30 protein-coding genes and 1 other RNA gene are annotated in these 25,534 nt (G+C 70.3%); 21 read left to right on the forward strand and 10 right to left on the reverse strand.

Annotation, left to right across the window (positions count from 1 at the left end; genetic code table 11):
• Positions 1-183 precede the first annotated feature (183 nt).
• Complete coding sequence (locus HDA32_RS23300) at positions 184-1,089, forward strand: hypothetical protein (RefSeq protein WP_179645225.1); 906 nt, start codon at positions 184-186, stop codon at positions 1,087-1,089.
• Between the two features lie 259 nt (positions 1,090-1,348).
• Here HDA32_RS23300 and nagA read toward each other — a convergent pair whose 3' ends face one another.
• Entirely contained in the window at positions 1,349-2,488 is a 1,140-nt protein-coding gene (gene nagA / locus HDA32_RS23305) for an N-acetylglucosamine-6-phosphate deacetylase (RefSeq protein WP_179645226.1), read from the reverse strand.
• Here nagA and HDA32_RS30995 point away from each other — a divergent pair.
• The 4 genes from HDA32_RS30995 (at position 2,475) to HDA32_RS23325 (ending at position 4,874) form a co-directional block, all read left to right on the forward strand.
• The gene (locus tag HDA32_RS30995; protein ID WP_246334462.1) at positions 2,475-2,660 is read left to right on the forward strand and encodes a hypothetical protein; all 186 of its coding nucleotides are present in this window, start codon (positions 2,475-2,477) and stop codon (positions 2,658-2,660) included. The two genes, nagA and HDA32_RS30995, sit on opposite strands and share 14 nt — an antisense overlap.
• A gap of 183 nt (positions 2,661-2,843) precedes the next feature.
• Positions 2,844-3,365, forward strand: coding sequence for an NADPH-dependent FMN reductase (locus HDA32_RS23315; RefSeq protein WP_179646897.1), 522 nt, complete (start codon positions 2,844-2,846; stop codon positions 3,363-3,365).
• Positions 3,366-3,423: 58 nt separating this feature from the next.
• Positions 3,424-4,467, forward strand: coding sequence for an aminotransferase class V-fold PLP-dependent enzyme (locus HDA32_RS23320; RefSeq protein ID WP_179645227.1), 1,044 nt, complete (start codon positions 3,424-3,426; stop codon positions 4,465-4,467).
• Positions 4,468-4,559: 92 nt separating this feature from the next.
• Positions 4,560-4,874 carry a hypothetical protein gene (locus tag HDA32_RS23325; protein ID WP_312863300.1) on the forward strand — a complete coding sequence of 105 codons (315 nt, stop codon included), beginning with the start codon at positions 4,560-4,562 and terminating at the stop codon, positions 4,872-4,874.
• 209 nt (positions 4,875-5,083) lie between these two features.
• Here HDA32_RS23325 and ssrA read toward each other — a convergent pair.
• Positions 5,084-5,454, reverse strand: a transfer-messenger RNA (tmRNA) gene (ssrA, locus tag HDA32_RS23330).
• Between the two features lie 796 nt (positions 5,455-6,250).
• Here ssrA and HDA32_RS23335 point away from each other — a divergent pair.
• The gene (locus HDA32_RS23335) at positions 6,251-6,664 is read left to right on the forward strand and encodes a hypothetical protein (protein WP_179645228.1); all 414 of its coding nucleotides are present in this window, start codon (positions 6,251-6,253) and stop codon (positions 6,662-6,664) included.
• Positions 6,665-6,964: 300 nt separating this feature from the next.
• Here HDA32_RS23335 and HDA32_RS23340 read toward each other — a convergent pair whose 3' ends face one another.
• The 3 genes from HDA32_RS23340 to HDA32_RS23350 are packed head-to-tail and all read right to left on the reverse strand — an operon-like array spanning position 6,965 to position 8,627.
• Entirely contained in the window at positions 6,965-7,330 is a 366-nt protein-coding gene (locus HDA32_RS23340; RefSeq protein ID WP_179645229.1) for a hypothetical protein, read from the reverse strand.
• Positions 7,327-7,878 carry a GNAT family N-acetyltransferase gene (locus HDA32_RS23345; RefSeq protein ID WP_179645230.1) on the reverse strand — a complete coding sequence of 184 codons (552 nt, stop codon included), beginning with the start codon at positions 7,876-7,878 and terminating at the stop codon, positions 7,327-7,329. Before HDA32_RS23345 ends, HDA32_RS23340 begins: the two co-directional genes overlap by 4 nt.
• Positions 7,875-8,627, reverse strand: a complete 753-nt coding sequence (locus HDA32_RS23350; protein ID WP_179645231.1) for a GntR family transcriptional regulator — start codon at positions 8,625-8,627, stop codon at positions 7,875-7,877. Before HDA32_RS23350 ends, HDA32_RS23345 begins: the two co-directional genes overlap by 4 nt.
• 211 nt (positions 8,628-8,838) lie before the next feature.
• Here HDA32_RS23350 and HDA32_RS23355 point away from each other — a divergent pair, with 211 nt between their 5' ends.
• The 15 genes from HDA32_RS23355 (at position 8,839) to HDA32_RS23420 (ending at position 19,648) form a co-directional block, all read left to right on the forward strand.
• Positions 8,839-9,123 (forward strand): WhiB family transcriptional regulator, encoded by a 285-nt coding sequence (locus HDA32_RS23355; RefSeq protein WP_179645232.1) that lies wholly within the window; start codon positions 8,839-8,841, stop codon positions 9,121-9,123.
• A gap of 2 nt (positions 9,124-9,125) precedes the next feature.
• Positions 9,126-9,887 carry a DUF4097 family beta strand repeat-containing protein gene (locus tag HDA32_RS23360; RefSeq protein WP_179645233.1) on the forward strand — a complete coding sequence of 254 codons (762 nt, stop codon included), beginning with the start codon at positions 9,126-9,128 and terminating at the stop codon, positions 9,885-9,887.
• 37 nt (positions 9,888-9,924) lie between these two features.
• A complete protein-coding gene (locus HDA32_RS23365; protein ID WP_179645234.1) occupies positions 9,925-10,107 on the forward strand; it encodes a hypothetical protein in 183 nt (60 codons plus the stop codon).
• Between the two features lie 84 nt (positions 10,108-10,191).
• Positions 10,192-10,497, forward strand: a complete 306-nt coding sequence (locus HDA32_RS23370) for a hypothetical protein (RefSeq protein WP_179645235.1) — start codon at positions 10,192-10,194, stop codon at positions 10,495-10,497.
• Positions 10,497-10,985, forward strand: coding sequence for a DUF3307 domain-containing protein (locus tag HDA32_RS23375; RefSeq protein WP_179645236.1), 489 nt, complete (start codon positions 10,497-10,499; stop codon positions 10,983-10,985). Before HDA32_RS23370 ends, HDA32_RS23375 begins: the two co-directional genes overlap by 1 nt.
• Positions 10,985-11,167: a hypothetical protein gene (locus HDA32_RS23380; protein WP_179645237.1), complete on the forward strand. Its 183-nt coding sequence runs from the start codon at positions 10,985-10,987 to the stop codon at positions 11,165-11,167. Before HDA32_RS23375 ends, HDA32_RS23380 begins: the two co-directional genes overlap by 1 nt.
• Complete coding sequence (locus HDA32_RS23385; protein WP_179645238.1) at positions 11,164-11,358, forward strand: hypothetical protein; 195 nt, start codon at positions 11,164-11,166, stop codon at positions 11,356-11,358. The genes HDA32_RS23380 and HDA32_RS23385 overlap by 4 nt, the downstream gene beginning before the upstream one ends.
• Positions 11,355-12,545: a hypothetical protein gene (locus HDA32_RS23390; protein WP_179645239.1), complete on the forward strand. Its 1,191-nt coding sequence runs from the start codon at positions 11,355-11,357 to the stop codon at positions 12,543-12,545. Before HDA32_RS23385 ends, HDA32_RS23390 begins: the two co-directional genes overlap by 4 nt.
• A gap of 19 nt (positions 12,546-12,564) precedes the next feature.
• Positions 12,565-14,835 (forward strand): cell division protein FtsK, encoded by a 2,271-nt coding sequence (locus tag HDA32_RS23395; protein WP_218882566.1) that lies wholly within the window; start codon positions 12,565-12,567, stop codon positions 14,833-14,835.
• Between the two features lie 297 nt (positions 14,836-15,132).
• Positions 15,133-15,258, forward strand: coding sequence for a hypothetical protein (locus HDA32_RS31560; protein ID WP_281370407.1), 126 nt, complete (start codon positions 15,133-15,135; stop codon positions 15,256-15,258).
• 137 nt (positions 15,259-15,395) lie between these two features.
• Positions 15,396-15,809, forward strand: a complete 414-nt coding sequence (locus tag HDA32_RS23400; protein WP_179645240.1) for an RRQRL motif-containing zinc-binding protein — start codon at positions 15,396-15,398, stop codon at positions 15,807-15,809.
• On the forward strand, positions 15,806-16,717 hold the full coding sequence (locus tag HDA32_RS23405) for a bifunctional DNA primase/polymerase (protein ID WP_179645241.1): 912 nt from the start codon (positions 15,806-15,808) through the stop codon (positions 16,715-16,717). The genes HDA32_RS23400 and HDA32_RS23405 overlap by 4 nt, the downstream gene beginning before the upstream one ends.
• Positions 16,714-18,231 carry a YfjI family protein gene (locus HDA32_RS23410; RefSeq protein WP_179645242.1) on the forward strand — a complete coding sequence of 506 codons (1,518 nt, stop codon included), beginning with the start codon at positions 16,714-16,716 and terminating at the stop codon, positions 18,229-18,231. Before HDA32_RS23405 ends, HDA32_RS23410 begins: the two co-directional genes overlap by 4 nt.
• 47 nt (positions 18,232-18,278) lie before the next feature.
• The gene (locus HDA32_RS23415) at positions 18,279-18,497 is read left to right on the forward strand and encodes a helix-turn-helix domain-containing protein (protein ID WP_179645243.1); all 219 of its coding nucleotides are present in this window, start codon (positions 18,279-18,281) and stop codon (positions 18,495-18,497) included.
• Positions 18,497-19,648, forward strand: coding sequence for a tyrosine-type recombinase/integrase (locus HDA32_RS23420; RefSeq protein ID WP_179645244.1), 1,152 nt, complete (start codon positions 18,497-18,499; stop codon positions 19,646-19,648). Before HDA32_RS23415 ends, HDA32_RS23420 begins: the two co-directional genes overlap by 1 nt.
• 204 nt (positions 19,649-19,852) lie before the next feature.
• Here HDA32_RS23420 and HDA32_RS23425 read toward each other — a convergent pair whose 3' ends face one another.
• From HDA32_RS23425 to prfB, 5 genes are all read right to left on the reverse strand, one after another.
• A complete protein-coding gene (locus tag HDA32_RS23425; protein ID WP_312863301.1) occupies positions 19,853-21,823 on the reverse strand; it encodes a penicillin-binding transpeptidase domain-containing protein in 1,971 nt (656 codons plus the stop codon).
• A gap of 22 nt (positions 21,824-21,845) precedes the next feature.
• The gene (gene smpB, locus HDA32_RS23430) at positions 21,846-22,310 is read right to left on the reverse strand and encodes an SsrA-binding protein SmpB (RefSeq protein ID WP_179645245.1); all 465 of its coding nucleotides are present in this window, start codon (positions 22,308-22,310) and stop codon (positions 21,846-21,848) included.
• Positions 22,311-22,332: 22 nt separating this feature from the next.
• Positions 22,333-23,241, reverse strand: a complete 909-nt coding sequence (ftsX, locus tag HDA32_RS23435; RefSeq protein WP_179645246.1) for a permease-like cell division protein FtsX — start codon at positions 23,239-23,241, stop codon at positions 22,333-22,335.
• Positions 23,242-23,324: 83 nt separating this feature from the next.
• On the reverse strand, positions 23,325-24,014 hold the full coding sequence (gene ftsE, locus HDA32_RS23440; protein WP_179645247.1) for a cell division ATP-binding protein FtsE: 690 nt from the start codon (positions 24,012-24,014) through the stop codon (positions 23,325-23,327).
• Positions 24,015-24,309: 295 nt separating this feature from the next.
• Positions 24,310-25,425, reverse strand: coding sequence for a peptide chain release factor 2 (prfB, locus tag HDA32_RS23445; RefSeq protein ID WP_179645248.1), 1,116 nt, complete (start codon positions 25,423-25,425; stop codon positions 24,310-24,312).
• Positions 25,426-25,534 lie beyond the last annotated feature (109 nt).

Genomic DNA, 25,534 nt, shown 5'->3' on the forward strand with positions numbered 1-25,534 from the left:
ATAATCTCTTTCTTTTTCGGATTCGGGAAAGTCAATCAATGACCTCTTGACAAGGAGGCTGCTGAATAACAGGTTCTACGTTGGGGGTGTGCCCGAAGCGGCGGAATGAACAGCGCGGTCGGTCCCCCTCCCCGTACCGCGACCGGGCACACCCTCCCGCACCCCCTGGAAAGGCGGCCGTACGTGACGGGTCTGATCGCCGCGCTGATCTCCGCAGCGATCTACACCAGCGGGCTGGCCTTCGAGCAGCGGGCGCTGCACCGCGCCCCCGCCATCGGCATCCGCCGTCCGCTGCACCTGGCCCGCGTGCTGCTCGGCAACGCCCAGTGGCTGGGCGGGTGCGCGCTGGCGGCCCTCGGCAGCGTCGGCCTGATCGTCTCGCTGGGGCTCGCGCCGGTGTCGGTCGTGCAGCCGGCGTTCGCCGGCGGCATCTCGGCGATGCTGCTGGTGCTCGCGCTGCTCCTGGGGCAGCGGATCACGCGCGGCGAGCGCGTGGCCCTGGGCCTGATGCCGGTCGCGCTGCTGCTGCTCAGCCTATCGCTGGGGCCGGGCGACGCCGAGGCCGGAACCACGGCCGACGTCCCGCTGCTGCTGACCGTGAGCCTCGGGACGGTCGTCGCGTGCGTCGGCGCGATGGCCTTCGCCGCCGGCGGCGGCCGCTACGTCTCGGCCGCCACCATGGGCGGGGCCGCCGGCCTGGCCCAAGGGGTGGCCGGCCTGCAGGGCAAGGGGCTGGGCGGGCTGCTCGTCGACAACGGGCTGCCCGGCGCGATCGTCCCCGCGCTGCTGTCGCCGTTCCCCTACCTGTACGCGGTCGGCTGGGCCGTCGGCATCGTGCTCTTCCAGACATCGATGCAGCGCGCCCGCGCCTCGGTCACCGCTCCGGTCGCCAACGTGCTGGGCAACGTGTTCATGGTGGTCTTCGGCACGCTCGTCTTCAGCGAGGAACTGCCCTCCGACCCGCTCATGCTCGCCCTGCGCGCGCTCGGCTTCGGCCTGACGCTGGCGGTGGTGGCCCTGGTGCGCGGCAACGTCGCCCAGGCCGAGCAGGAGACCGCACGCCTGCGCGGCGCCTCCCCTCGGCCTTGATCCCCGGGGGCCTTGAAACCTCACCCCAAGAACGAAGCCCCACAGTGACCAGGCGACAGCGCCCGCCACCCTCAGCCACCAAGAGTCGAGAACCTCAGCCCAAGGACGGAACCCGTGGTGACTGGGCGATCCTCTCGCGCGGCCGAAGGCCCGTGGACGGAAATCGCCCACCCGCGCGCGACTCCAACCTGAGGCCGAGGTTGAGAATCAAGGTCAAGATCGATGAGAGAACCGCTTCCGCGGCCCCGGCCGGCGGGCCTCAGTCGGCCCTTCGCACCCAGTCGCCGCGGTGCATGACGGCGGTGACCGCGAGGTCGTCGTCCAGCACGACGAGGTCGGCGCGGTTGCCCTCGGCGAGGGAGCCGACCCCGTCGAGGCCGAGGGCCCTGGCGGGGGTCGCGGCGGCGGAGCGGGCGGCGTCGGCGAGGTCCACGCCGACGTGGCGCACGGCCCGCCGGACCGCGTCGGGGAGCACGATGGTGCTGCTGGCGATCGCCCCGGTCTCGATGACGGTGGCGTTGCCGTCCCGCACCCGGACCCGCAGCCGGCCCAGGGTGTACTCGCCGTCGCCGAGGCCGGTGGCGGCCATCGCGTCGGTGATCAGCGCGACGCGGTCGGCGCCGGCCTGCGCGAAGACCATCTCCGCGATCGCGGCGTGGACGTGCACGCCGTCGTTGATGAGTTCGACGGTGACCCGGTCGTCGGCCAGCGCCGCCGCGATCGGGCCGGGCTCGCGGTGGTGCAGCGGGCGCATGGCGTTGAACAGGTGCGTGGCGACGGTGGCCCCGGCGTCGAACGCGGCGCGCGCCTGGTCGTAGGTGGCCTCGGTGTGGCCGACAGCGGCCACCACGCCTTCGGCGACCGCGGCGCGGATCAGTTCCGGCGCTCCGGGGAGCTCGGGCGCGATGGTGATCATCCGAATGTGGCCGCGTCCGGCCTTGAGCAGGCGGTCGAACTCGGCCGGGTCGGGGTCGCGCAGCAGCGCGGGATCGTGCGCGCCGCACTTGCTCGCGGCGATGTAGGGGCCCTCAAGGTAGACGCCGTCCAGCTCACCGGCGTCCGCCAGCTCGGCCAGGGTGGTGACCTGGGCCAGCGTGTCCTCGGGCGTCGCGGAGACGAGGCCGCCGACGACCGTCGTCACGCCGTGGGAGCGGTTGAACTCGACGACGGAGCGCGCCCGCTCGGGGTCGGCGTCGGTGAACGAGGCGCCGGCGCCGCCGTGGACGTGGATGTCCACCGTGCCGGGGAGCACCCACCGTCCGCCCAGGTCCGTCTGGTCACCGGCCTCCCGTGGGGGCCGCCCGGGGCCCAGCGCGGCGATGCGCCCGCCCTCCGTGCGCAGCCAGCCCTCCGTGACGCCGTCCGGTGTGACCAGCCGTGCGTTGGTGACCGTGCCCATCTTCCGCGCCTCCTGTGGTCGTCGTCACGCCGTTGACGGCGACAAAACCCGCCATCACGCATTGACGATAGCGCCGCCCTTGCTCATCATTGGGAACATGTCCGCCGGTGAGCTGCTCGTCCAGCGCCTGCATGTCGATCTGCGACAGCAGGCGAGCGCGCTCTGTCCGTAGCCCAGCGCCGGCCAGGGTCCTCGCGCCCTGCGCCGCTCAGGCTCCCCGCGGCTCTCGACTCCCGGCCCAGATCCTCGTGATCTCCGTGTGCACGTCGTCGTACCCGGCCGCAGGGAAATCCCTTCCATGTCGCCCACGCGCTACGTCCTCCGGCCGCACGGCCGCTCACACCAGGAGATCTCCATGACCCGGATCACCGTGCTCATCGGCGCCCCCGAAGCCCGCTCCGCCGTCCGCACCGCCGCCGTCCACGCGGCCGACACCGTCTCCGCCTACACCGACATCGACGCGGCGTCCGCCGAGGTCATCGACCTCGCCGAGCTCGGCCCCGCGCTGCTCGCCGCCACCCCGGGCAGCGACGTCACCGACGCGCTGAACCGGGTGCGCGACAGCGACGTGCTGCTGGTCGCCACGCCGCAGACGCACGGCAGCTACACCGGCCTGCTCAAGGTGTTCCTCGACCGCCTGCCCGAACTCGGGCTCGGGCACACGGTGGCGCTGCCGATGGCCGTCGTCGGCGACCTGCGCAACGGCCGCAACGTCGAGGACGATCTGCGCGTCCTGCTGTCGGACCTGGGCGCCTGGGTGGCCGAGCCGGCCCTGCTGCTGGCCCACTCCGAGCTCGCCGAGCCGCTCAGCGTCATCACGGCCTGGGCCGAGGTCGCCGCCCCGGCGCTGAACCAGGCGCTCGCCGTCTCCGTCTGACCGGGAGGAGCGCCGTCCCCGTGCTCCCGGCGCTTCCCGGCCCTGGAATCCTTGCGGTATGGACCTTCACTCAGTACGTGAACTCTGGGACGTCGACTCGGTCTGGCTGAACACCGCCCAGTACGGGATCCCGCCGCGGGCCGGGGCCGCGGCGCTGAGCGACGCCGTCGACGTCTGGCGGCACGGCAGGGACACCCCGGCGGCGTGGGGCGCCGCGGCGGAGACCGCCCGGGAGCGGTTCGCGACGCTGGTCGGGGCCGCGCCGCCGGACGTCACCCAAGGGGCCTCGGTGTCCCAGCTGCTCGGTCCGGCCGGCCTGGCGGTGCCCGATGGAGCGCGGGTGCTCGCCCCCGAAGGCGAGTTCACCTCCAACCTCTACCCCTGGATGGCGCACGCCGACCGGGGCGTGGAGGTGGTGACGGCGCCGCTGGACAAGCTGGCCGACGCCGTCGACGAGCGCACCTGGATCGTGACGTTCAGCCTGGTGCAGTTCGCGACCGGGGAGGTCGCCCCGGTCGACGAGATCCTCGCCGCCGCACGCCGGCACGGCGCGCTGGTCTGCGTCGACGCCACCCAGGCCGCCGGCTGGCTGCCGGTGGACGCCACGCGCTTCGACGCGCTGGTGTGCGCCTGCTACAAGTGGCTCATGGCGCCCCGCGGCCTGGCGTTCGGCTACTTCTCGCCGCGGCTGCGCTCGCTCATGCGCCCCGTCGCCGCCGGTCCCAGCGCGGCGCAGGACCCCATGGCGTCCTTCTCCGACCCCGACATGCGCCTGTCGCGGACCGGCACCCGGTTCGACATCTCGCCGAACTGGTTCGCCGCCGTGGCGGCCGCCGTCTCCATCGGCGTCATCCTCGACATCGGCGTGCAGCGGATCCACGCCCACAATGTCGCGCTGGCCAACCGGTTCCTGACCGCGCTGGGCCGGCCCGAGGGAAACTCCGCGATCGTCACGGTGGACGCCCCCGGCGCCGGTGAACGGCTGGCGGCCGCCGGTGTGCGGGTGGCCGAGCGGGCCGGCCGGGCCCGCGCGTCGTTCCACGTCTACACCACGGAGGACGACGTCGACCGGGCCGTGGCGGCGCTGCTCGGGACGGCCTGACCGGCCCGGCCGCGGCGTGTCGCATCCGCGCCCGCAACAGCACGGAGAGTAACAATACGGGCAAGGGTCATCGATTCCGTGAGGAGACCGCCGTGGTCTACCCGAAGCACGCCCGTCCGCTGTCGCACGCGCCCGCGGTGGCACCTCTCACCGCGCACCGCCACCTCTGTGAACTGGCGGCGGCGCTGACGCCGTACGGGGTCTGGGCCCGCGTCGTCGAGGACGGCGTGCCGTTCCTCCGGGTGAGCAACCCCAAGTCCGACTACGCCGTGGAGGAGATCCGATGCGAGGGCCGGTCCCACGAGCACGCGTTCGTGACCTCCTTCGGGCTCTACGTGGGCGGCAGCGGCAGCCCCGAACCGGCCGCCCGGCGGATCGCCCTGCTCCTCGGCGCGATCGAACACTGAGCCGGGGGCCGTGTCCGTCATCCTTGACCACCGAGGGCCGGACCTCAGCCGCAAGGGGTCGTGAGACCCCGGCCACAAGGGCTCGCGGAGAACGGGCGGCCCGTCGTGCGGCCGAAGGCCCGTTTTTCGCGGGAGCGCCCGGAAGGCCTCCCCCGGAAAACACAACGGCCCGGGGGCCGACGATCGTAGTCGTCGGCCCCCGGGCCGTCTCGTGGAGGTGGCGGGAATTGAACCCGCGTCCTTCGGTACCGCAACAGGGCTTCTCCGGGCGCAGTCTGCTCGCCGTTCTACTCGGCTCCAGCGCTCACGCAGACGTGTCGCTGACGAGCCCAGCCACGTGATTTTCCCGCTCAGGCCCCGTGGCCTGATCTGAACGGTGAGTCTCCTAACGATGCCGGATCCTGAGCCGGAGACGAGCTCAGGCCGACAGAGACGCTATCGCTTAGGCAGCGAGAGCGAACTCAGTGCGCTTGGAATTGGCACTTGTTATTTGTGCGATCGCAGGATTAACGAGGTTACAATCGCGGTCCTCGGCCCGCTTCCCCTGGAACAACCACCGAAGTCGAAACCGATCACCCCCTGTGGAATTTTCAACGGGCCCGTGGGCCCGGCGAGCGGGCCACCGTGGTGGCCCTACGTTTCCCAACGCTATCGGTACAACGGCCCGGGGGCCAAGTCCATTCCCGGCCCACCGAGATTTTCCCCGCGGATCCCGCCGGAGGCCTCCCCGGCTCCCCGGACGGCTTCGGGAGACGTGCACACGGTCGGGGTGCGACCGCTGCGTCCGCGGAGCGAGGCGGGAGTTCCAGGGCTCGGGGCCGCTGCGCCGCCGGCGCTGCGCGCATTACGACAGCCGACCCCCTACACGGACCCGATCCTCAGACATCAGTGAGAAACCCCCGCGGGCGCGGACGGGATCCATCAACGCTGCCCGCGAGGGCGGCCGGCAGGGTCAGGCCGGCCTCGAAACAACAGGGCCTCCCCCGAGACGAGGTCCTGTTTTTCCCGACTGGCCCGCAACCCCCTTTACGGGCTCAGTCATAGGGGAAGACGCGACCGGCCCCCGGGGAGGTTGCTCGACCTCCAAGATTTGTTCTTCCGCCCCTGGTCAGCGAGGTGCGCCCAACATCCGGAGTCCACAGGCGTCCACCGCCGTCCGGCCGCATCCGCCGCTGTTGGCTCCCCGGTTGGCTCCCCGCCGAAGCTCTCAAACAGCCCGTGGCGTGGGGCTTTCTACGGCCATGGGACCACCTTCCCCTCGCACTGTTCGGCCGTCTGCGGGCATCTCACGAAGCCGCTTTCCGATCATGCAGGCCCTTCCCATCACTTTCACTGACAAAATGACAGAATCGACAGAAAACAGTTAGGCTTGTGGCATGCTCGATGAACTGGCACGACTCATGGCCATCCAAGACCCTGCGGAACGGCTTCAGGAAGCCACTCGCCTGCTGATCGAACTGGACGAGGTGAGTCTTCGGGTCGCCCAAGTTCGCAATGAGTGCCGCGTGCTCCTGGCCGGTAACGACTCAGCGCCCCCCGCTCCAGAGGCACCCAATCTCACGGAGAACGCCCAGGCGGTACTCGACTGGATACATCGGCAGCGGATCAACAGCTTCACGCAGCGTGAGGCATTCCGGCGCCTACCTCGTACGCGCTTTCGGAGCGTTGATGTGCTGATAGAGGCTCTGGAGATCCTTGAGGCATCCGGCCGCATCGTTCGCCGGGATGCCGCCCCACAGAACCGGCCGGGACGCCCTGCCTCTCCGGTCTTCGAGGTGCGCCGCCGCTAAGCCGAAGCGGCCGCTCCCCACCCCGCTGACAGAAGCCCAAGAACTGACCCAACCTCTTCGCGGGATGCGTATCCGCAGCTCAGCCTGAGTCCCGCCCTAGTAAGTCCACTGCTGCCAGAACCTCGTCAAAACTTCCCGCCTGCTGACACAACCTCCTGAAGTCCCGAAGAGGCGTCTTGATGCCCGCGAGGTTTTGGCAGCACCAAAGAGGTTTTGGAGAGGTTCTGGCAGAGCCGTCCGCAGCACTCTGACCAGCACATACAGAGGCTGTGTCAGTTCTTGGGCTTCTGTCAGCACCCCTCAGGCCGCCTCAAGCCCCAGGTAGCATCCCTCCGGGCCCACCACGTGGCGGACGCGGTACCTCACAGCGGGATCCAGCTCGCCTGGCAGCGCGCGGGAAACGATGTGGTCGCCGTACTCGGCTCCCCAGCCGGGGGGCGGGCTCAGTCGCCAGTTCGCGCCGTCGAAGCTGAGTTCACGGATCACCTCGGGAGCGCCTTCGGTGATGTTGATCTGAAGATCTCTTTCCTCTGTCAGGAAGGGGTGGACTCCCCGCACGGTGAGAGCTGGCACGGTGTGCCAGTGCTCAGGCTCCGCCGCATCCCTGGGGAGCCACGTCGTCGCCATGACCGCGCTCGGGCGTCCGACTGAGCTGGGGATGATCATCGTGTGGAGATCCCTTCCTCGAAGACTTCATGAACGGCAGGGTCGGGAGACGCCTCATGCTCGAAGAGGGCTCCGGACCGCCGGCCGGGGACGCGCATCGTTCGCAGGTGCGTCCAGCCCCGATCGCGGTAGTACTGGTGAAGGCCCTCGTTGGTCGCCCATGCGTCCAATCGGACCGCGGAGTAGCCCTTACGGGCCGCGTAGTCGACTCCCCACCTCAGCAGCCAACTTCCCACCCCCGGGTGATCGTCGCTGCGGGCGAGCTTGGCCACGTACAGCGCCTTGGTCTGCTGCTCTTCGGGTGTCCAGAAGTCGGCGTCCGCTACGTCCGTGAGCAGAACCGTGGCGACGATCCGCCCCTTCGCGGCGCGCACGACGAAGACCTCACCGCGCATGATGGCGGGCCGGATTCGGGCATCGGTCATCCAGCCCAAGGCCCATTGCTCTATCCCGCGGTTGCGCAGCCGTTGCGCCACTTCGTTGAGCAGCGTGACGACCTCCGGAAGGTCACCTTCGCCTGCTTCGTCGATGCGCCAGGTCGGGGTCATGCCGACATCTCGTAGCGCAGCTCGTGGGTGTCCCCCGGCCAAATGGTCACCGTGGCCTTGACGGGCCGCTCCTCCGTGTGGCCGATACGGATTTGGCGAAGGACGGCGATGCCCGGTCCAAGGCCGAGCTTGGCCGCCTCATCGGGCGTGGCCGGACTCCATCTGAGCCGGTCTTCGTACCGCACCTGGCGGTAACCGCGTTCGGCCATCAGGGCGATAACCCCTTGCTGCACGTCAGCCGGGTTGAGAATCTCCGGGATCTCCCGCGCCAGGTCCATCGGGTAGTAGGTGTCACACAGGTTGTCGGGCAGTCCGTCCACCGAGCGAAGCCGCCGGCGCACGGCGACGGGTTCCCCGACAGGGACTTGCAGCCAGTCGGCAAGGTCTTCGTCTGCGTTCACCACGCCGACATCGATGACCTGTCCGGCGCTGCGGTTCTGCTCAGCGACATCGGTCACCCAGGCGTCGACGCCGGAGGTGATGCGCCGGTCCACCTGCTCCGTCTTGCTCGCATAGACGTAGAGCGTTCGACGGTCGCGTACGCGTCGACCTGCCCTTGTGTTGCCCGAAGTGATCAGGCCCTCATGGAGCAGGAGGTCATAAGCCTTGATCACCGTGTTGCGGCTGATCTTGCGGTCTTCGGCCAGTTCTCGCTCAGGGGGCAGCTTGTGGCCCGGTCCCCATTCGCCGCTGCTGATGTTCTGGCGCAACTCGTCGGCGAGTTGCACATACAGCGGTTGCTCTGCCATGTGACACCCCTCTTGACCAGCGCGTTCTAAAAAATCACTGGTTTGGATGGATCCAAACTAGCAAAACCCTTGACGCTCCCTGCGAGCGCATGCCAATAATTGGAGCCATCCAAAGGCGCCAAACCTTTGGACGGCTCCCAAGTGGAGCGTTGGCACTGCGGTCCCTGCTCCATAGCCACCAGCAGGGGCCGCCCGACTCAGGAGGTATCGAGTGCCGATCGACCCCATGCAGATGAGCACCGCACGGTTGGAGCGCGCGCTGCTCGCCGAACCGCGGGTGTGCGGGGAGCAGATGGAGCTGTTCTTCGCCCCCGAGGGTGAGAAGCCGACCGCGCGCATCCTGCGGGAGCAGGCCGCCGCGGTGCTGTGCGCGGACTGCCCGGTGCGCTCGCTGTGCTTCGAATACGCCGCTCGCATCCGCCCCGAGCACGGCATCTGGGCCGGATGCACCGCCGGTGAGATCGCGGTCTTCAGCGACGTGGACGAGGTGGCCTAAAGATGCCCACCCGCGCTTTCACCGCCCCCGTCGCCGGTCCGCTCACCCTCGACATCACCGCCGCGCAGATGGAGCTGATCGTCAGGGTCGTGCCCGGTCTGCCTGAGGCGTCCCTGAGCCTGAACGGCCCTGCCGAGATCGTTGACGGCGCCGCCGCGCGTATCAGCGGCGGCCGCTGGATGGTCACCCTGCCCGACCCCGAGCCCACCGTCGTCGCCACCGGCGGGACGGTCTTCACCAACACCGGGGTCGGCACCGTCGTCACCGGCACGGTGATCAACGGCGGAATCATGACCACCAGCGGGACGACCATCATCAACGGCACCGTGGTCAGCGGCGGCAGGACGGCTGAGCCGGTCACCGCGGTGGTGCAGATGCCCGAAGGATCGGCGCTGCGCTCACGCATCGCCAACGGCGCGGTGCGCACCACCGGCCACCTGGCCGAGGTCGACCACCAGGGCCACAACACCTCGCTGCACGTCGACAGCGCCACCGACGTCACCGCCGAAACCCACAACGGCCACCTCGACATCGACCGGGCCATCGGCACGGTCGACGCCGACACCCACAACGGCGGCATCACCGTAGCCGCCACCGGCACCCACACCCAGACCCGCACCCACAACGGGCCGGTCGACATCACCGCCGCCAGCGACGGCCCGATCTCCGCGCGCACCCACAACGGCCCCATCACGGTGCACACCAACGGCCACCGGCCCAACGTGCGCACCCGCACCCACAACGGCGCCGAACGCGTCCTATAGCCCCTACCAGCCCCACGAAGACAGGGAGAAACCCGCCATGGCCTTGTTCAGCAACAGTGCCAAGACCGACCACACCGTCACCGGCGACGTCAAGCGCATCGAGCGCAAGAACGGCGCCACCGTCGTCACCCGCCCCGACGGCAGCACCGAGACCTACGAAGGTTCGGTGACCGTGCAGGCGACCACCGTGACCGGTGGCATCAACAGCCGCAGGAAGTAGCCGGACATGCCAAGGGGCCGCCTCACCGACCAAAGCACGGCGGCCCCCGGCGCTCCCGATCACGAAACCGAAGGAGCACCACCAATGTCGCACACCGACCCCACCGCCGCACAGCAGCGGGCCGCGCGCGTGCTGGTCACCCTGCTCGGTACCGGTCTGCCGCCCGCGGACTGGAGCCTCAGCCAGATCATTCCCGACGAACTGACCGGACACCTGGAGCGCGGCGGCACCGCGGGCTTGCAGGCGTGGGCCGAGGCCTTCGGTGCCGAGGTGGACTGGCAGCGCCACCGGGGATGCCGGCCGCGGGTCATCTTCGAGGTCAACGGCGTGAGCGTGCAGGTGTGGACCTACCTGCCCGAGCTCGATGAGTCCGCCGGAGGTGAGCGGTGATGGCCTTCGACCTGGCGCCGATCCTGCCCACAGTCGAGCCGACGCTGTTCGCCCCAGTGTTCGTGGCGCTGTTCGCCGCACACCAGGTGGGCGACCACTGGGTGCAGTCCTCCTGCCAGGCCGCCACCAAGGCCCGGCCCGGGTGGGCCGGGCGTGCCGCCTGCGCCCGCCACGTCGCCTCCCTGGCGCTGACCAAGGTCATCGCCCTGGCGGTGGTGGCGCTGGTGCTGGGCCTGGACATCCACCCCGCGGCCGTCGGGCTCGCGCTGGCCGTGGACGCAGGTTCGCACTACTGGGCCGACCGGCGCACCACCCTGGCGCGCCTGGCCCAGCGGGTGGGCAAGGGCGAGTTCTACACCCTGGGCGCACCCCGGCCCGGCCACGACGACGCCCCGCACCTGGGCACCGGCGCCTACGCCCTTGACCAGTCCTGGCACGTGGCCTGGCTGCTGGTGGCCGCCCTGATCACCACGATCGGCGGCGCCTGATGGAACCCGTCGTCTACATCACCCTCGGCATCCTGCTGGCCCTGGCCGCCACCACCGCGGTGAAGAAGGTCCGCGCCGCCCGCAAGCGTGCCGCCGCCCGGATCCGCCGGTTGGCCGGCCCCCACGTGGTGGCCCGCACCAACAACCGCCGCCGCGCCGCCCGCAAGGGGGTCCGGCGATGACCACGACCGACATGGTGCGCCAGGCCGGAGCGCTGGCCCTGCTGCTGGTGCTGGCCCTGACCCTGGCGGTCACCCTGCTGCGGCTGCTGTCGCTGCCGCTGGCCGTGGCCGCCCTGGCCCTGGACACCGCCGCCGACCTGGCAGCCGCGCCCCTGACCGCCGCTGAACGCCACGCCGGAGGTGACCGATGACCACGACCACAACGGCGGCGAAGAACGACGTTGACGAGCTGGAGCAGTTGCGGCAGCGGCTGTCCCGACGCGAGGACCGCGCCCAGGTGCGCGCCCAGGTCCGCGCCGAACGCACCAAGCGGCGCGCCCAGCAGCGCCAGGAAGCCATCCGGCGCGGCGCGATGCTGGCCGGAGAATCCGCCCGCACCCGCCACCGCATCGCCCGGTCCGGTGAGGCCCGCGCGATGCGGGTGGAACGCACCCGAGCACTAGCCCTCGGCTGCCTGCTGCCGGTCATAGCCGCCTTCGGCGGATGGAGCGCGGCTGGAGTCCAGGCCGGGATGGTGAACCTGCTGTCCCTAGACCCTGGCTCTCCGGCCGCGGCCGCGGCGTGGCTGGTCGAACCCGCACTGCTGGGGATCGTGGCCGGAGTCATCCTGATCCGCGCCCGACTCCAGTCCGCCGGAGGCGACCTGGACGCACGCGCCACCCGCATCGAGTTCGGCGCACTGGCCACCTCGATCGTGCTCAACGCCGCCGGACACTGGCCCGAAGCCTTCGACGCCGGAGCGCTGGCCGCACTGGCCGGCCACGCCCTGGGACCCATCGGCGCCGCAGGCACGGCCTACCTGATCAGCATCATTCAAGACGGCGTCGCCAGCGCGACCCCGTGGGTCCTGGACGACGGCTCGGAAGCACCCTCCCTAGTCGACCAGGCAGACCCTGAGAGCGCTCCCCAGGACGTCCCCGAGAGCGCTCCTGGAAGCACTGGGGCGCCGCTGCCGCCCGCACTGGACTGGGTCACGGTTCCGGCCGAGGCCCGGCACCTGCCCATCGTGGCGCGCACCGCCCCCCAGCCCCGTCCCGAGCGTCCGCAGCAGCAGAGTTCCACCGCTGACCGGCGCAAAGAACAGGACTCAGAAGCACCCCGCAAGACCCGCCCGAACAAGGGCGCCAAGATCCCCGCCGCCGCCAAGAAGCGCGCTGCCGAGGACTCTCCGCGCGCGCTCTCCGATGCAGAGCTGGCCGACCGGCTCAGCGCTCTCATCGCCACCGACGAACTGAGCGCTGATGCTCCCGTGCGGCGCATCCAGAGCGCTCTCGGGGTCGGCTTCGACCGCGCCAAGCGCGTGCTCGCCATCCACCAGGACCGCACCGAAACCGTCGTCGCTTCCGGCCTGTCGGTCGTGACCGACTCCGCCGCCTGACCGAACCGGAGGACTGCACATGTTCCGCCCCAACCGCGAACAGCCCGACATCGAGGAAGCGCTGATCCTGGCCGAACGGGGCCGCGAAGCCGAGGTGATCGCGTTTCCCACCGGCGCCCGCCCCACCCAGGTGCCGCCCGCCGGCCCTGAGGCGCCGGCCACGCAGGTGACCGAGGTCCCCGCCGACGCCGATGCCGAGACCGCCCTCGGCGAGATCGTCGACGACGGCGAGGTTCTCAAGGGCGAGGTCGTCCGGGTTGACCGCGACGTGGACGCGTTCGTGGCTCAGCGCGGCGATTGGCTGGCCGATCTGGCCGAGCGCAAGAAGAGCGCCCGCCCGATCGTTCCGGCCTACCTGCGCACCCGTGAGGAGGCCGCACAGACCGCCAAGTGGGTGGCCGACTACTACGCTCACGTGCTGGCCTATCAGGCCACCCGCGCCCCGCTGTATCTGCTGCGGCTGCTGGGCCGCTCCCCGCGGGGTGCGGGCCGGGCGCTGACCGCGTGGGGCCGCTGGGTCGCCGATGCCGAGTCCAAGCCGCTGCGCCAGGCCGCCGCACAGCGGGGCTCAACCGGGGAATACATGGTGCTCTCGCGCGAGCGCAACGTGCGGGTGCGCACCCGCGCCACGCTTTCGGCCGGCACCGCCGCGGTGGTGCTGGTGACCGCGCTCATCGCCGCTCCGACCACGCCGGGCTGGGGTCCGTGGGTGGCGGTGTGGGCGCTGCTGACCACGCTCGGGGCCTTCGGCGGGAAGAAGGACGTGCCGCTGATCAACCGCGCGGTGCTGCCCGCCAAGGTGACCAAGCTCGACAGTGACGCGGTGCTGCGGGCGCTGGGCTCGCTGGGCATCGCCGAGATCAACAAGGCGCTCGGCCCGAAGGGCAGCGGGATCACCTTCACCGCGCCCATCACCCGCGACGGCCCCGGGTGGCGCGCCGAATTGGACCTGCCCTACGGCGTCACCGCTTCTGCGGTGGCGGAGAAGCGCAAGGAGCTGGCTTCCGGTCTGCGGCGCAACCTGGGCTGTGTGTGGCCTGAGGCCGAAACCGAGGAGCACCCCGGCCGCCTGGTGCTGTGGGTGGGCGACCTGCCGATGAACAAGGCCAAGCCCGCGCCCTGGCCGCTGCTCAAGACCGGCAAGGCCTCCATCTTCGAGCCGCTGCCCTACGGGGTGGATCAGCGCGGCCGCCCGGTGGCCATTCAGCTCATGTTCGCCAACCTGCTCATCGGCGCCATCCCGCGCATGGGCAAGACCTTCGGCCTGCGGGTGCTGTTGCTGGCCGCCGCCCTCGATGTCCTGGTTGAGCTGCGGATCTTCGAGCTCAAGGGCACCGGTGATCTGTCGATGCTCAGGCAGGTCTGCCACGACTACGGCCAGGGCTTCAGTGACCCGGTGCTTGAACGTGCGCTGCTGAGCCTGCGGGAGGTCCGCAAGGAGCTGCTGCGCCGCGCCGACGTCATCGCCAACCTGCCCCGCGACATCTGCCCGGAGAACAAGGTCACCCCCGAGCTGGCCGCCAAGAAGACGCTGGGGCTGCACCCGATCCTCATCGGCATCGACGAATGCCAGATGCTGTTCGAGCACAAGCAGTACGGCGAAGAGGCCGGCGCCATCGCCGAAGAGATCATCCGCCTTGGGCCCGCGCTGGGCATCATCCTGGTGGTGGCCACCCAGCGCCCCGACAAGGACGCCATCCCCACCGGCGTGGCGAGCAACGTGGGTCTGCGGATGTGCTTCAAGGTCACCGGCCAGGTCGAAAACGACATGGTGCTGGGCACTTCCAGCTACAAGAACGGGTTGCGCGCCACCACCTTCACCATGAGCGACAAGGGCATCGCCTACGCCGTGGGCGTGGCCGACGAGCCGATCATCTGCCGCTCAGCCTTCGTCGACGGCCCCGACGCCGAAAAGGTCGCCGACCGCGCCCGCCAGCTCCGCGAAGCATCCGGGCGCATCACCGGGGTGGCCGCCGGTGAAGCCCCGACCGTCGACGAGGCGCCCGCGGCCAACCTGCTCGATGACGTCCTGGCCGCCTGGCCCACCGGCGAGACCGAAGCCTGGTGGACCGTCCTGGTGGACCGCCTGGCCGAACTCCGGCCTGAGGAGTACGGCGCATGGGCCGAGGTCACTGACGCCCGCCGCAAGGCCACCCCGCTGTCCAACGCCATGAAGTCCCAGTACGGCATCGAGGGCCGCCAGATCAACCGGCTCATCAACGGCAAGGAGACCAACCGCCGCGGTGTCGACCTCGACACCATCACCAACGCAATCGCGGAGCGTGACTGAAACCAGGGGGGCGGTCCCGGGCCGCCCCCCCGCTAGACCTAGCACCCCTGCTAGCGACACAAACACCGATTCACCAGGGATGTAGCCGCTAGCAGCCACCAGCGCAAACACCCGATTCCAGCCGCCGGAACAGGGCCGGACCCCTCCCCGGCCTGCTTGCACCCAACCCACTGACCGTCACGAAGAGTGACAGCGCGGTCGGTGCCTCTAGCCCCGCCCGGGGCCGCGACATCTGCCAGGACGAGCGGCCCCAGGCGGTTTCCCTGCCCCGACCAGACAGCCGAGGAGGTGACCCCAATGGTAAAGGCCGTCCGCCGCCTGACCGCCGCCGCCATCGTCCACAGCACGCGTGTTCTGTGCGCCTGCGGCGTCCACTACTGCCCCAGCGACCCCGCCGAGTGGGCCGCTCACAAGAACTGCTGACCCGTCGCTGACACGAGAAAGCGGCCCCGGCGCATAGCCACCAAGCACCGCCGGGGCCGCGCTCCAACCGAAAGGAGCACTTCCATCATGACCCATCGACCCGCTACCGGCCAGATGCCCGAAGGCGGTGGCCGCTGATGGCTCGCAGCGTCGCCGCGTTCCTCGACCCCGACGGCGAGCGCCACGGCATCCCGACCTACCCGTGGGGATGGGCGCGCGTCTTCGACCCCGACCTGGCCACCCGCAAGCAACTGGCCGCACTCGGACTGCGCCCGGGCGGCCAGGAGCCGGCCGCCCAGCTCATGTGGCGTTCGCGCCGCGGCACCGCCGGGGTGCGCACCGCCGCCCTGTACCGGCTGTCCCTGGCCAAACCCAAGCGCCCGATGACCGCCGCCCGCGCCCGCGCGCTGGCCGCCGCCCTGCGCGCCCGACGCACCTGCTCCACCTGCCGCCTGACCTTCGTCTACTGCCTGCCCACCTCGCTGGGCCAGTGCCCCAACTGCGAGCACGGCACCACCCCGGAAGCCTGGGAACTGGAGGAAGCCGCATGAGCGTCCGCAGCGTCCTGCCCTACGTGCTGGCCGCCGCCAAGCGCGGGTGGTACGTCTTTCCGCTGGTGTGCGGTGGCAAGCAGCCGGTGCGCCGGTTCTGCGACTGGGAGCGCCACGCCACCACCGACCCCGACCTGATCGTTCGGTTCTGGAGCGGCGGCGCGTTCAACTACGGCATCGCCTGCGGCCCGTCCGGGCTGGTGGTCATCGACCTGGACACGCCCAAGCCCGGCGAGACGGCGCCGCCGGAGTGGAGCCGCGAGGGCATCACCGACGGCGCCGACGTCTTCGCCGCGCTGGCCGAGACCCACGCCGGTGGTGAACTGCCGCTGGACACCTTCACGGTGCGCACCCGCCGCGGTGGCCTGCACCTGTACTACGCCGCACCCGCCGGAGTGCAGTACCGCAACACCGCCGGCCGCACCCCGAAGGGGCTGGGGTGGCTGATCGACACCCGCGCCCACGGCGGCTACGTGGTCGGCCCCGGCTCCCACGTGGCCGGCGCCGACGCCTCCGGCCCCTACACGGTGGAGAACGCCGCGCCGCCGGCTCCGCTGCCCGCGTGGCTGGGCGCCCTGCTCCCCAAGGAGGGGGAGCACACCACCTCCGGCCAGGTCCACCAGATGCTGGCCACCTACCGCGACGCCGCCGGATACGCCGCCGCGGCGCTGCGTGGCGAAGTCGAGCGGGTGCTGTCCGCCCGGACCGGGCACCGCAACCACACGCTCAACGCCGCCGCCTTCGCCCTGGGCACGCTGATCGGTGGCGGGGTGCTGCCCAAGCACCTCGCCGAAGACGCCCTCCTGGCCGCCGGACAGCAGATCGGGTTGCCGCCGGCCGAATGTGAGGCCACCGTGCACAGCGGCATCCAAGCGGGTCTGCGCAAGCCGCGCGGAGGTGCCGCATGAGCGGCACCGAGGTGCACGACCAGGATCCCGCGGAACCGTGGGAGCCCCCGGTGCCGCTGGGAGCGGCCCGGACGCTGCCCGCCTTCCCGGTGGACGCGCTCCCCGACTGGGTAGCCGCCATGGTCACCGGTGTGGCCGAGGAAACCCAGACCCCCGCCGACATGGCCGGATGCCTCGCCCTGGCCGCGCTCTCGACCGCGGCCGGCGGGCGCGCCATCGTCCAGGTCCGCGGCAACTGGTCCGAGCCGGTCAACATCTTCACCGTGGTGGCGATGCCGCCCGCCTCCCGCAAGTCCGCGGTGTTTCGCGCCATGACCGCGCCGCTGATGCGCGCGGAAAAGCAGCTCGTGGAACGAGTGCAGCCCCAGATCATCGAGGCTCAACTGGCGCGCGACGTCGCAACCGGGGCCGCGGAGAAGGCCAAGCGCCTGGCCACCGGCAGCGGCCCCGACGGCGACCCCACTCTCATGGCCGACGCCTCCGATGCCGCCATGGCTGTGGAAGCCATCCAGGTGCCGCCCCTGCCGCGGCTGATGGCCGACGACATCACCCCGGAAGCCGCCGCCTCCCTGCTGGCCGAACAGGGCGGGCGCCTGGCCGTGCTCTCCGCCGAAGGCGGCATCTTCGCCACCCTCGCGGGCCGCTACTCCGGCGTGCCCAACTTCGAGGTCTTCCTGAAAGGCCACGCCGGAGACATGCTGCGAGTGGACCGCAAGGGCGCACCCGCCGAACACGTCGAACACCCCGCGCTCACCCTCGGGCTCGCCGTTCAGCCTGAGGTCATCAGCGAGATCGCCACCGGCCCCGGATTCCGCGGCAAGGGACTGCTGGGCCGGTTCCTGTACTCGCTGCCCGCCAGCAACGTCGGATACCGCAGGATCGACCCCGACCCCGTACCCGAAGACGTCGCCGCGGTCTACGACACCCAGTTGCAGACGCTGGTGCACGCGCTGGCCGACTGGGACGATCCCATCCGGCTCCAGGTCCACCCCGACGCCCTCAGCGCGCTCCAGAGCCATGCCGAAGTGCTGGAGACCCGCCTGCGCCCCGATAGCGGCGACCTGAACCACATCGGCGATTGGGCCGGCAAGTACATCGGCGCCGTAGCCCGTTTGGCCGCGCTCATCCACCTGGGCGCCCACCCGAGCAACGGGTGGCGCATCCCCGTCGACGCCGACACCATGGCCGCCGCGATCCGGCTGGGCGAGTACTTCACCGCCCACGCCCTGGCCACCTTCGACCACATGGGCGCCGATCCCGATCTCGCGGCCGCCCGCACCCTCATGGCGTGGATCGAGCGCAAGCGCCCCGAGCGCTTCACCGCCCGCGACGCCTTCCGCACGCTCCCGCGCGGCACCTTCCGCAAGGCCGCCGACCTGGCGCCCGCGCTCGAAACCCTCGAAGGCTACGGCTGGATCCGCCAGGAGCCCGCCCCGCCCCCCAGCAGGAAAGGAGGCCGCCCGCCCTCACCCGCCTACCAGGTCCACCCCGACATCAGCGGCCCCGGCGCATAGCCACCAAGCACCGCCGGACCGCGCTCCAACCAGAAGGAGTGCCGAACATGGAACTGCTCCCCCGGGATGCCCAGCAGCTCCCGCAAGCCCTGTACACGGTCAAAGAGACCGTGCAGATACTCCGGCTCAGCCGAAGCGAGATCTACGAGCAGATGAGCGCCGGCCGCCTGCGCTACGTCAAGGTCGGCCGCGCGCGGCGCATCTCCGAGCGCGCCATCGCGGACTTCGTCGCGCTGCTGGAACAGGAAGCCGAGGTGGCCGCCTGATGGCGCAACGCGCACGCCGCGGCGATGACTCCATCTACTGGGACAAGTCCAAGAACTGCTTCGTCGGTGAGGCTTCCATGGGATACACCCCCTCTGGGAAACGCCGCCGCCCGAAGGTCTACGGGAAGACCAAGACCGAGGTCCGGAACAAGCTCCGAGACAAGCGTCAGGAGCTTGAGAACGGGGTGAAGTCCTCCGCCCGGTACACCGTGGCCGACGCGGGTCGCGACTGGCTCAAGAACGGGCTCAAGGGGCGCGATCCGGGAACCGTGAAGCTGTACGCCCACTATGTGGAGACCTGCATCATTCCCGGTCTCGGGAAACGCGTTCTCCGGGACCTCACCGCCGATGACGTCGATGACTGGCTGGACACGCTCACCGAGCGGTACGCCACCTCGGTGATCGCGCGCCTCTTGGGTATGCTCCGGCGGATCATCCGGCAGGCTCAGCGGCGTGACAAGCTGCTCCGGAACGTGGCCGAGCTCGTGGAGGCTCCGGCCGGTACGGAAGGACGCCCGAGCAAGGCGCTCAACCTGGACCAGGCGCGGGCCGTGCTCGCCGCGGCCGCCGGGTCGCTGATCCACGCCTACATCGTCGTCTCGCTGCTGACCGGTATGCGCACCGAGGAGGCCCGGGCGCTCCGCTGGGAGCACGTCCACTTGGACCCGGGTGAGGACTCGCCTCCCTACATCGAGGTTTGGCGATCGGTGCGGAGGAAGGGCGAGACGAAGACCAGGAAGAGCCGGCGGACGCTCGCCCTGCCGCCGCTGGCCGTCCGGGTGCTGAAGGAGCACCAGGAGGAACAGGACCGCCAGCAGTTCAGGGCCGGGGACCGCTGGAAGGACGCCGACCTGGTGTTCAGCACCCGCAACGGGACCGAGCGCGACGCTCAAGACGTCAACCGCATGTTCAAGAGGGTGACCGAGAAAGCCGGGATCGGCCGGGACTGGAGTCCTCGGGAGCTCCGGCACAGCTTCGTCTCGCTGCTGTCCTCATTGGAGGTGCCCATAGAGCAGATCAAGGACTTGGTCGGGCACCACCGGTCATCGACCACTGAGACGGTCTACCGGAAGGAACTCCGGCCGGTCTTGCGGCGGGGAGCGGAGGTTCTAGGGCCGCTCCTCGAAGAGGAAGAGGGGGAAAACGGCTGAGAAAACGGCCCGTAGGCTCCCTTGTTGGCTCCACTGTTCTGTGGGCCGACCGGGGAGCCTGCGCTTTTGGCCGGTTGACCTGCCACGGGATCCGCGCACACCAGAACTGCCCGTGGCGGGCTCAGTCATAGGGGAAGACGCGACCGGCCCCCGGGGAGGTTGCCTGCGGGGCGCGATGATTTTCGGCTGCTGTGCCGGAGCCGGTCAGGTTCCCGGCGTGGTGGCCGGAACGCCGCCCACGTCGGCCTGCTCGTCGCCGGTTTCGGCCCCGATCCGCTGGACGTAGTCGAAGGGCAGGCGCTGCAGGAAGTCCGCTGCCGCGCCGATCGAGTAGCGGTAGGTGTGGGACGGGTCGGTCTCCACGGCCACGGCGAAGGCGATGTGGCCCTGGTAGCCGACGAACCATTGGACGGCGGTGTCCTCCCCGTCGATCCGCTGCTCGGCGACCCCCGTCTGACCGTGCACCGGCACCGTGCCGACGTTGGCCGCGGAGGCGCTGCCCTCCACCACGGTGGAGCGCATCATCTCGCGCAGCGGCTCGATCGCCTCGGGGTTCAGCCGCCGCTCCTGCTGCTCCTCCTGCCGCCCGCCGCCGTCGTCGGTCACGAGTCTCGGGGCGTGCCAGCTTCCGTCGGCGACCGCGCCGGCCGCCAGCGCCATCGTCAGCGGGCTGACCCGCACCTGGCCGGCCCCGACCATGGCGGCCGCGGTCTCGGTGGTGCCGCCCGGCACGGTGAACTCGCCGCTGTAGGCCGGTACGGGCAGCCGCCACTCGCTCCCGATGCCGAAGTCGGCCGCCGTCGCGGCGAGGGCGTCGGGGTCGACCGAGTCGGCCAGGCTCGCGAAGGCCGTGGTGCAGGTGTGGGCGAAGTCGGTGGCGAGGTCGGGTCGGCCCCACAGCCCGGTGCCGTTGATGGTGGTGAACGTGCGGTCGCCGACCGTCTGCTCGGCCTCGCAGGGCACCGACCGGTCGGGGCCCGCCGCACCGGATTCGAGCAGCGCCGCCGTCGAGACGATCGTGAACGCCTCGCCCGGCAGGTACTCCTTGGTGAACGCCCCGTCGTTGTCCACGCTGCCCGGTCGGCTCGCCGAGGCGAGGATCTCGCCGTTCCTGGCGTCCAGCGCGACCAGGTGGGCGTTCTCCGGCACCAGGGACAGCGCGCCTTCGGCCGCCTCCTGGACGGTGCCGTCCAGGGTGGTCGTGAGCGACCCGCTCTCGGCGCCCGGCCACTGGTACAGGATGTCGGTCCGCTCGCCGCCCTCGCCGAGCGTGACGATCTCGGTGGTGGCGGTGCCGGCGAGCCGCTGCTGGTAGACGCTCTGCAGGCCGCCCAGACCCACCGTGTCGCCGGCCTGGTAGGGGCCTGAGACGCGCGAGGAGACCTTGTGCTCGACCGTGCCCGCGACCTCGCCGATGACCGCGGAGGCCGACTTCGGGCTCAGCGGCATCTCGATCTGCTCGGCCTCGACGCCGGGGACGGCCTCGGCATCGTCGAGCAGCGCGGAGGCGACGTCCTTCTCGCGCATGAGGACCAGCGGCTGGAAGGCCTCGGGCGGGGCCGAGCGGACCCGGTTGAGCAGCGGGGCGGGATCCTCGTCGAGGAGCTCGGCGAGCCGGCCCACGCCGTCCTCCATGTCCGCCATGTCGGCCGGGCGGACCCCGAAAGCCACGACCTCGGTCTCGCCGACCAGCGGCTCCTCCTCGCGGTCGTAGATCTGACCGCGGTCGGGCACGTCGTAGGTGACGGCCAGCCGCTCCCCCTCGCCCAGCTCGGGGTGGATGACGCTCGGCGACCACGAGATGGTCCAGCCGCCGCCCGTGCGGGTCAGCGGCATGGAGCCGTCGTAGTTCCACACCGGGTCGCCGATGCCGAGGTCGGCCTCGGCCTCGAACTCCGCGGTGGCGGTCTCGCCGTCCTTGGTGATCGGGCCGAGGCTCAACCGCAGCGCGGCGAGGTCGAGCTGGTCGTGCGCCTGCTCCAGCGCCGCGGCGACCTGCTCGACGTCTCCGTCGGTCTGCCGCGCGGCCGCCCGGTAGTCGCCGGCCTGCCAATCCAGCAGGAAGGTGCGGACGGCGATCTCGGGGCTGGGCTCCGCCGCGCAGCCGGTGACGACCGCCGCGGCGGCGAGGCCCACCGTGGCGGCTGCGAATCGACGGGTATGACGGGTGGACACCCTTAGCGTTCCTTTCAACGCCTCAGCGCCGACGGCGGAGCGCGCGCTCGACCTCGCGCTTGGCCTCGCGCTCGGCGATGGCGTGGCGCTTGTCGTAGTCGCGCTTACCGCGGGCCAGAGCGATCTCCACCTTGGCCTTGCCGTCGCGGAAGTACAGCGACAGGGGCACCAGGGTGTGACCGGCCTCCCGGGTCTTGCCGATCAGCCTGGCGATCTCTTCGCGGTGCAGGAGCAGCTTACGCGGCCTGCGCGCCGCGTGGTTGGTCCACGTTCCCTGCGTGTACTCGGGGATGTGGACGTTCTGCAGCCACACCTCGCCGTCCTTGACCAGGGCGAAGCCGTCCACCAGGGAGGCCCGTCCGGCACGCAGCGACTTCACCTCGGTACCGGTGAGGACCAGCCCCGCCTCGTAGGTGTCGTCGATGTGGTAGTCGTGCCGGGCCCGCCGGTTCTGGGCGACGACCTTGTGTCCTTTTTCCCGTGCCACTGGAGTTTTCCTTTCCGCCGCTTCACACCCGCAGGTAGCGCCGCAGTGTCAGGAAGGAGGCGATGGTGCACAGCAGCACACCGAGGATCATCGACATGCCGATGACGTAGAGGACCGAGCCCATCCCCAGCGTGACGTCGAACTGGAACCACTCCTGGATCCTGTCCAGCAGGAAGAACTTCGTCGCGACGATGAACCCGGAGGCGAAGATGCCGCCGATCAGGCCGGCGATCGCGCCCTCCAGCAGGAACGGGAGCTGGATGTAGAAGTTCGACGCTCCGACGAGCCGCATGATGCCGGTCTCCCTGCGGCGACTGTAGGCCGACAGTCGGATCGTGTTGCCGATCAGCAGCGCCGCCGCGGCGAGCTGGACCATGGCGACCGTCAGCGCCGCCCACTTCAGACCGTCCAGCAGGCCGAAGAACTGGTCGAGGACGCTCTGGTCGTTGGACACGGTGTCGACGCCGCCGCGCCCCTCGACCGCGCTCTGCACGGCGTCGTACTGGCTGGGGTCCGTGAGCTGCACGCGGAAGTTGTCCGGGATGTCGCCCTCTTCGGTGGCCTCGACGAGCGCCTCCTGGTTGGCGAAGCGGTCCTGGAAGTCCTGCCACGCCTCGGCCTGGGTGACGTACTCGACGCTGGAGACCTCGGACATCTGCTCGAGGTCGGCCTGGAGGGCGGTGCGGTCCTCCTCGGTCGCCGGCCCGTTCTCCTGGCAGGTGGTGCTGACCGAGACGTCGGTGCACAGGTAGATCGTGAGCGAAATCCGCTGGTCCCAGTACCCGCGCATCTCCGAGACCTGCTGGTTGATGAGCAGGCCTCCGCCGAAGAGGGCGAGCGAGATGGCCACCGTGGTGATCACCGCGATGGTCATCGTGAGGTTTCGGCGCAGGCCGATCCAGATCTCAGAAAGTACGAACTGTGCTCGCATGATGTGTTAAGGGTCCATCCTTGTGGGGCTTCGCCGCGCTCCGCGGCCGGCACTGGAGCGCACGGCCGGCCCGCGTCCTAGTCCTAGTACGCCTGGCCGTAGACACCACGCGACTGGTCCCGGACGACCTGCCCCTCCTCGAGTTCGATGACGCGCTTGCGCATCGAGTCGACGATCGCGGCATCGTGGGTCGCCATGACGACGGTCGTTCCGGTCCGGTTGATTCGGTCGAGCACCTTCATGATGCCGATCGAGGTGGCGGGGTCGATGTTTCCGGTGGGCTCGTCGGCCAGCAGGATCTGCGGCCGGTTCACGAAGGCCCGCGCGATGGCGACCCGCTGCTGCTCGCCGCCCGACAGCTCGTCGGGCATGCGGTTGGACTTGCCCTCCAGGCCGACCAGCTCCACGACCTCCGGGACCACCTTGCGGATGAACCGGCGGGGCTTGCCGATGACCTCCAGCGCGAACGCGACGTTCTCGAAGACGTTCTTGTTCGGCAGCAGGCGGAAGTCCTGGAAGACGCAGCCGATGCGGCGCCTCAGGTGCGGGACCTTCCAGTTGGACAGGCGCGCGAGGTCTTTGCCCGCGACGTGGACCCTGCCCTTGCTGGGCTTCTCCTCCTTGAGGACAAGCCGCAGGAACGTTGACTTACCCGAGCCCGAAGGTCCGACGAGGAAGACGAACTCGCCCTTGTCGACGTCGATCGAAACCTCGTCGAGAGCGGGGCGTTTCTGGGTCGGGTAGACCTTGGTGACGGTATCAAAGTGGATCACAGGAGCATCACAAGGTTCTCGAAGGTTGGGGCGCCCAGGCGGATGTGGCTCCGCTCAAGGCAGTACCGGCCACAGGGCCAATCGACAGTGTAGGGGGGAAAGCAACCCGGAATGTCCAGATCGACACGCGTCACCCGGAGTGACCACTCGGGGCGGCCGGGTAGTTTCCTTTCCCACGTTACCCCCCAGCCACGGCTGCGAGGCAACGGCGACTCGAGCATATCGGAAACGTCAACCGGTGGTAACGTTCACATATACCCGCTCCCGCGCGCTCCGGCGCGTCCTCCGTGGAGGGTCAGCGTCCGTCGCGCTCCTGGCTGCGGAGCCACCGGATCTCGGCGTCGACGAACTCCTCGATCTCACCGTCCAGAACGGCGCTGGTGTTGCCGGTCTCGACGTTGGTGCGCACGTCCTTGACGTTCTGGTAGGGGTGCAGCACGTAGTTGCGCATCTGGGTCCCCCAGCTGCTCGCCCCGTCGCCGCGCAGTTCGTTGATCTCGGCGCGCTCCTGCTGGCGCTTGCGCTCCAGCAGCTTGGCCTGCAGCACCGACATCGCGGTGGCCCGGTTCTGCAACTGGGACCGCTCATTCTGGCACGAGACGACGATGCCCGTGGGCGCGTGCGTGATCCGGACCGCGGAGTCGGTGGTGTTGACGCCCTGGCCGCCGGGACCGCTGGAGCGGTAGACGTCGATGCGCAGGTCGCTCTCGTCGATGTCGATGTGGTCGCTCTGCTCCACCACCGGCACGACGTCGACCCCGGCGAAGGAGGTCTGGCGGCGGTTCTGGTTGTCGAAGGGGGAGATGCGGACCAGCCGGTGCGTGCCGTGCTCGCCGCGCAGGGTGCCGTAGGCGAACGGCGCCCTGACCGTGAAGGTCGTGGACTTGATGCCGGCCTCTTCGGCGTAGGAGGTCTCGTAGACCTCCGTGGGGTAGCCGTGCCGCTCCGCCCAGCGCAGGTACATGCGCTGCAGCATCTGCGCCCAGTCGGCCGCGTCCACGCCGCCGGCCTGGGCGTTGATGCTGACCAGGGCTTCCCGCTCGTCGTAGGGGCCCGACAGCAGCGTGCGCACCTCCAGCTCGCCCACGTCCTTGCGCAGGGCCGCCAGCTCGGCCTGGGCCTCGGCCAGGGTGTCGGCGTCGTCCTCGGCCGCGGCCAGTTCGAACAGCACACCGATGTCGTCGACCCGTCGGCGGATGGCCTCGGCCCTGGTGACCTCGGTCTCCAGGTAGGACAGCCTGCGGGTGACCTTCTGGGCGTTGTCCTGGTCGTTCCACAGCTCGGGGTCGGCAGACTGCTCGCGCAGCTGTTCGATCTCCGTGCGCTTGGCATCGAGGTCCAGCACGGATTCCACGCTCGCCAGGGTCGACGAGAGTTCCTTGATCTGCTCTGCGGGGTCTAGATCTGCCACAAGGCCAGTGTAGGGGCGTCCGGAGACCGGCGGCCACGAGGACCGGCGCCCCGGCCGTTCGCGGGGGCGGGGAGGGGCGCGGCGCGGACCCGTAAGGCCGCGCGCCGCG

The organism is Spinactinospora alkalitolerans, assembly GCF_013408795.1.
GTDB classification, from domain to species: Bacteria; Actinomycetota; Actinomycetes; order Streptosporangiales; family Streptosporangiaceae; genus Spinactinospora; species Spinactinospora alkalitolerans.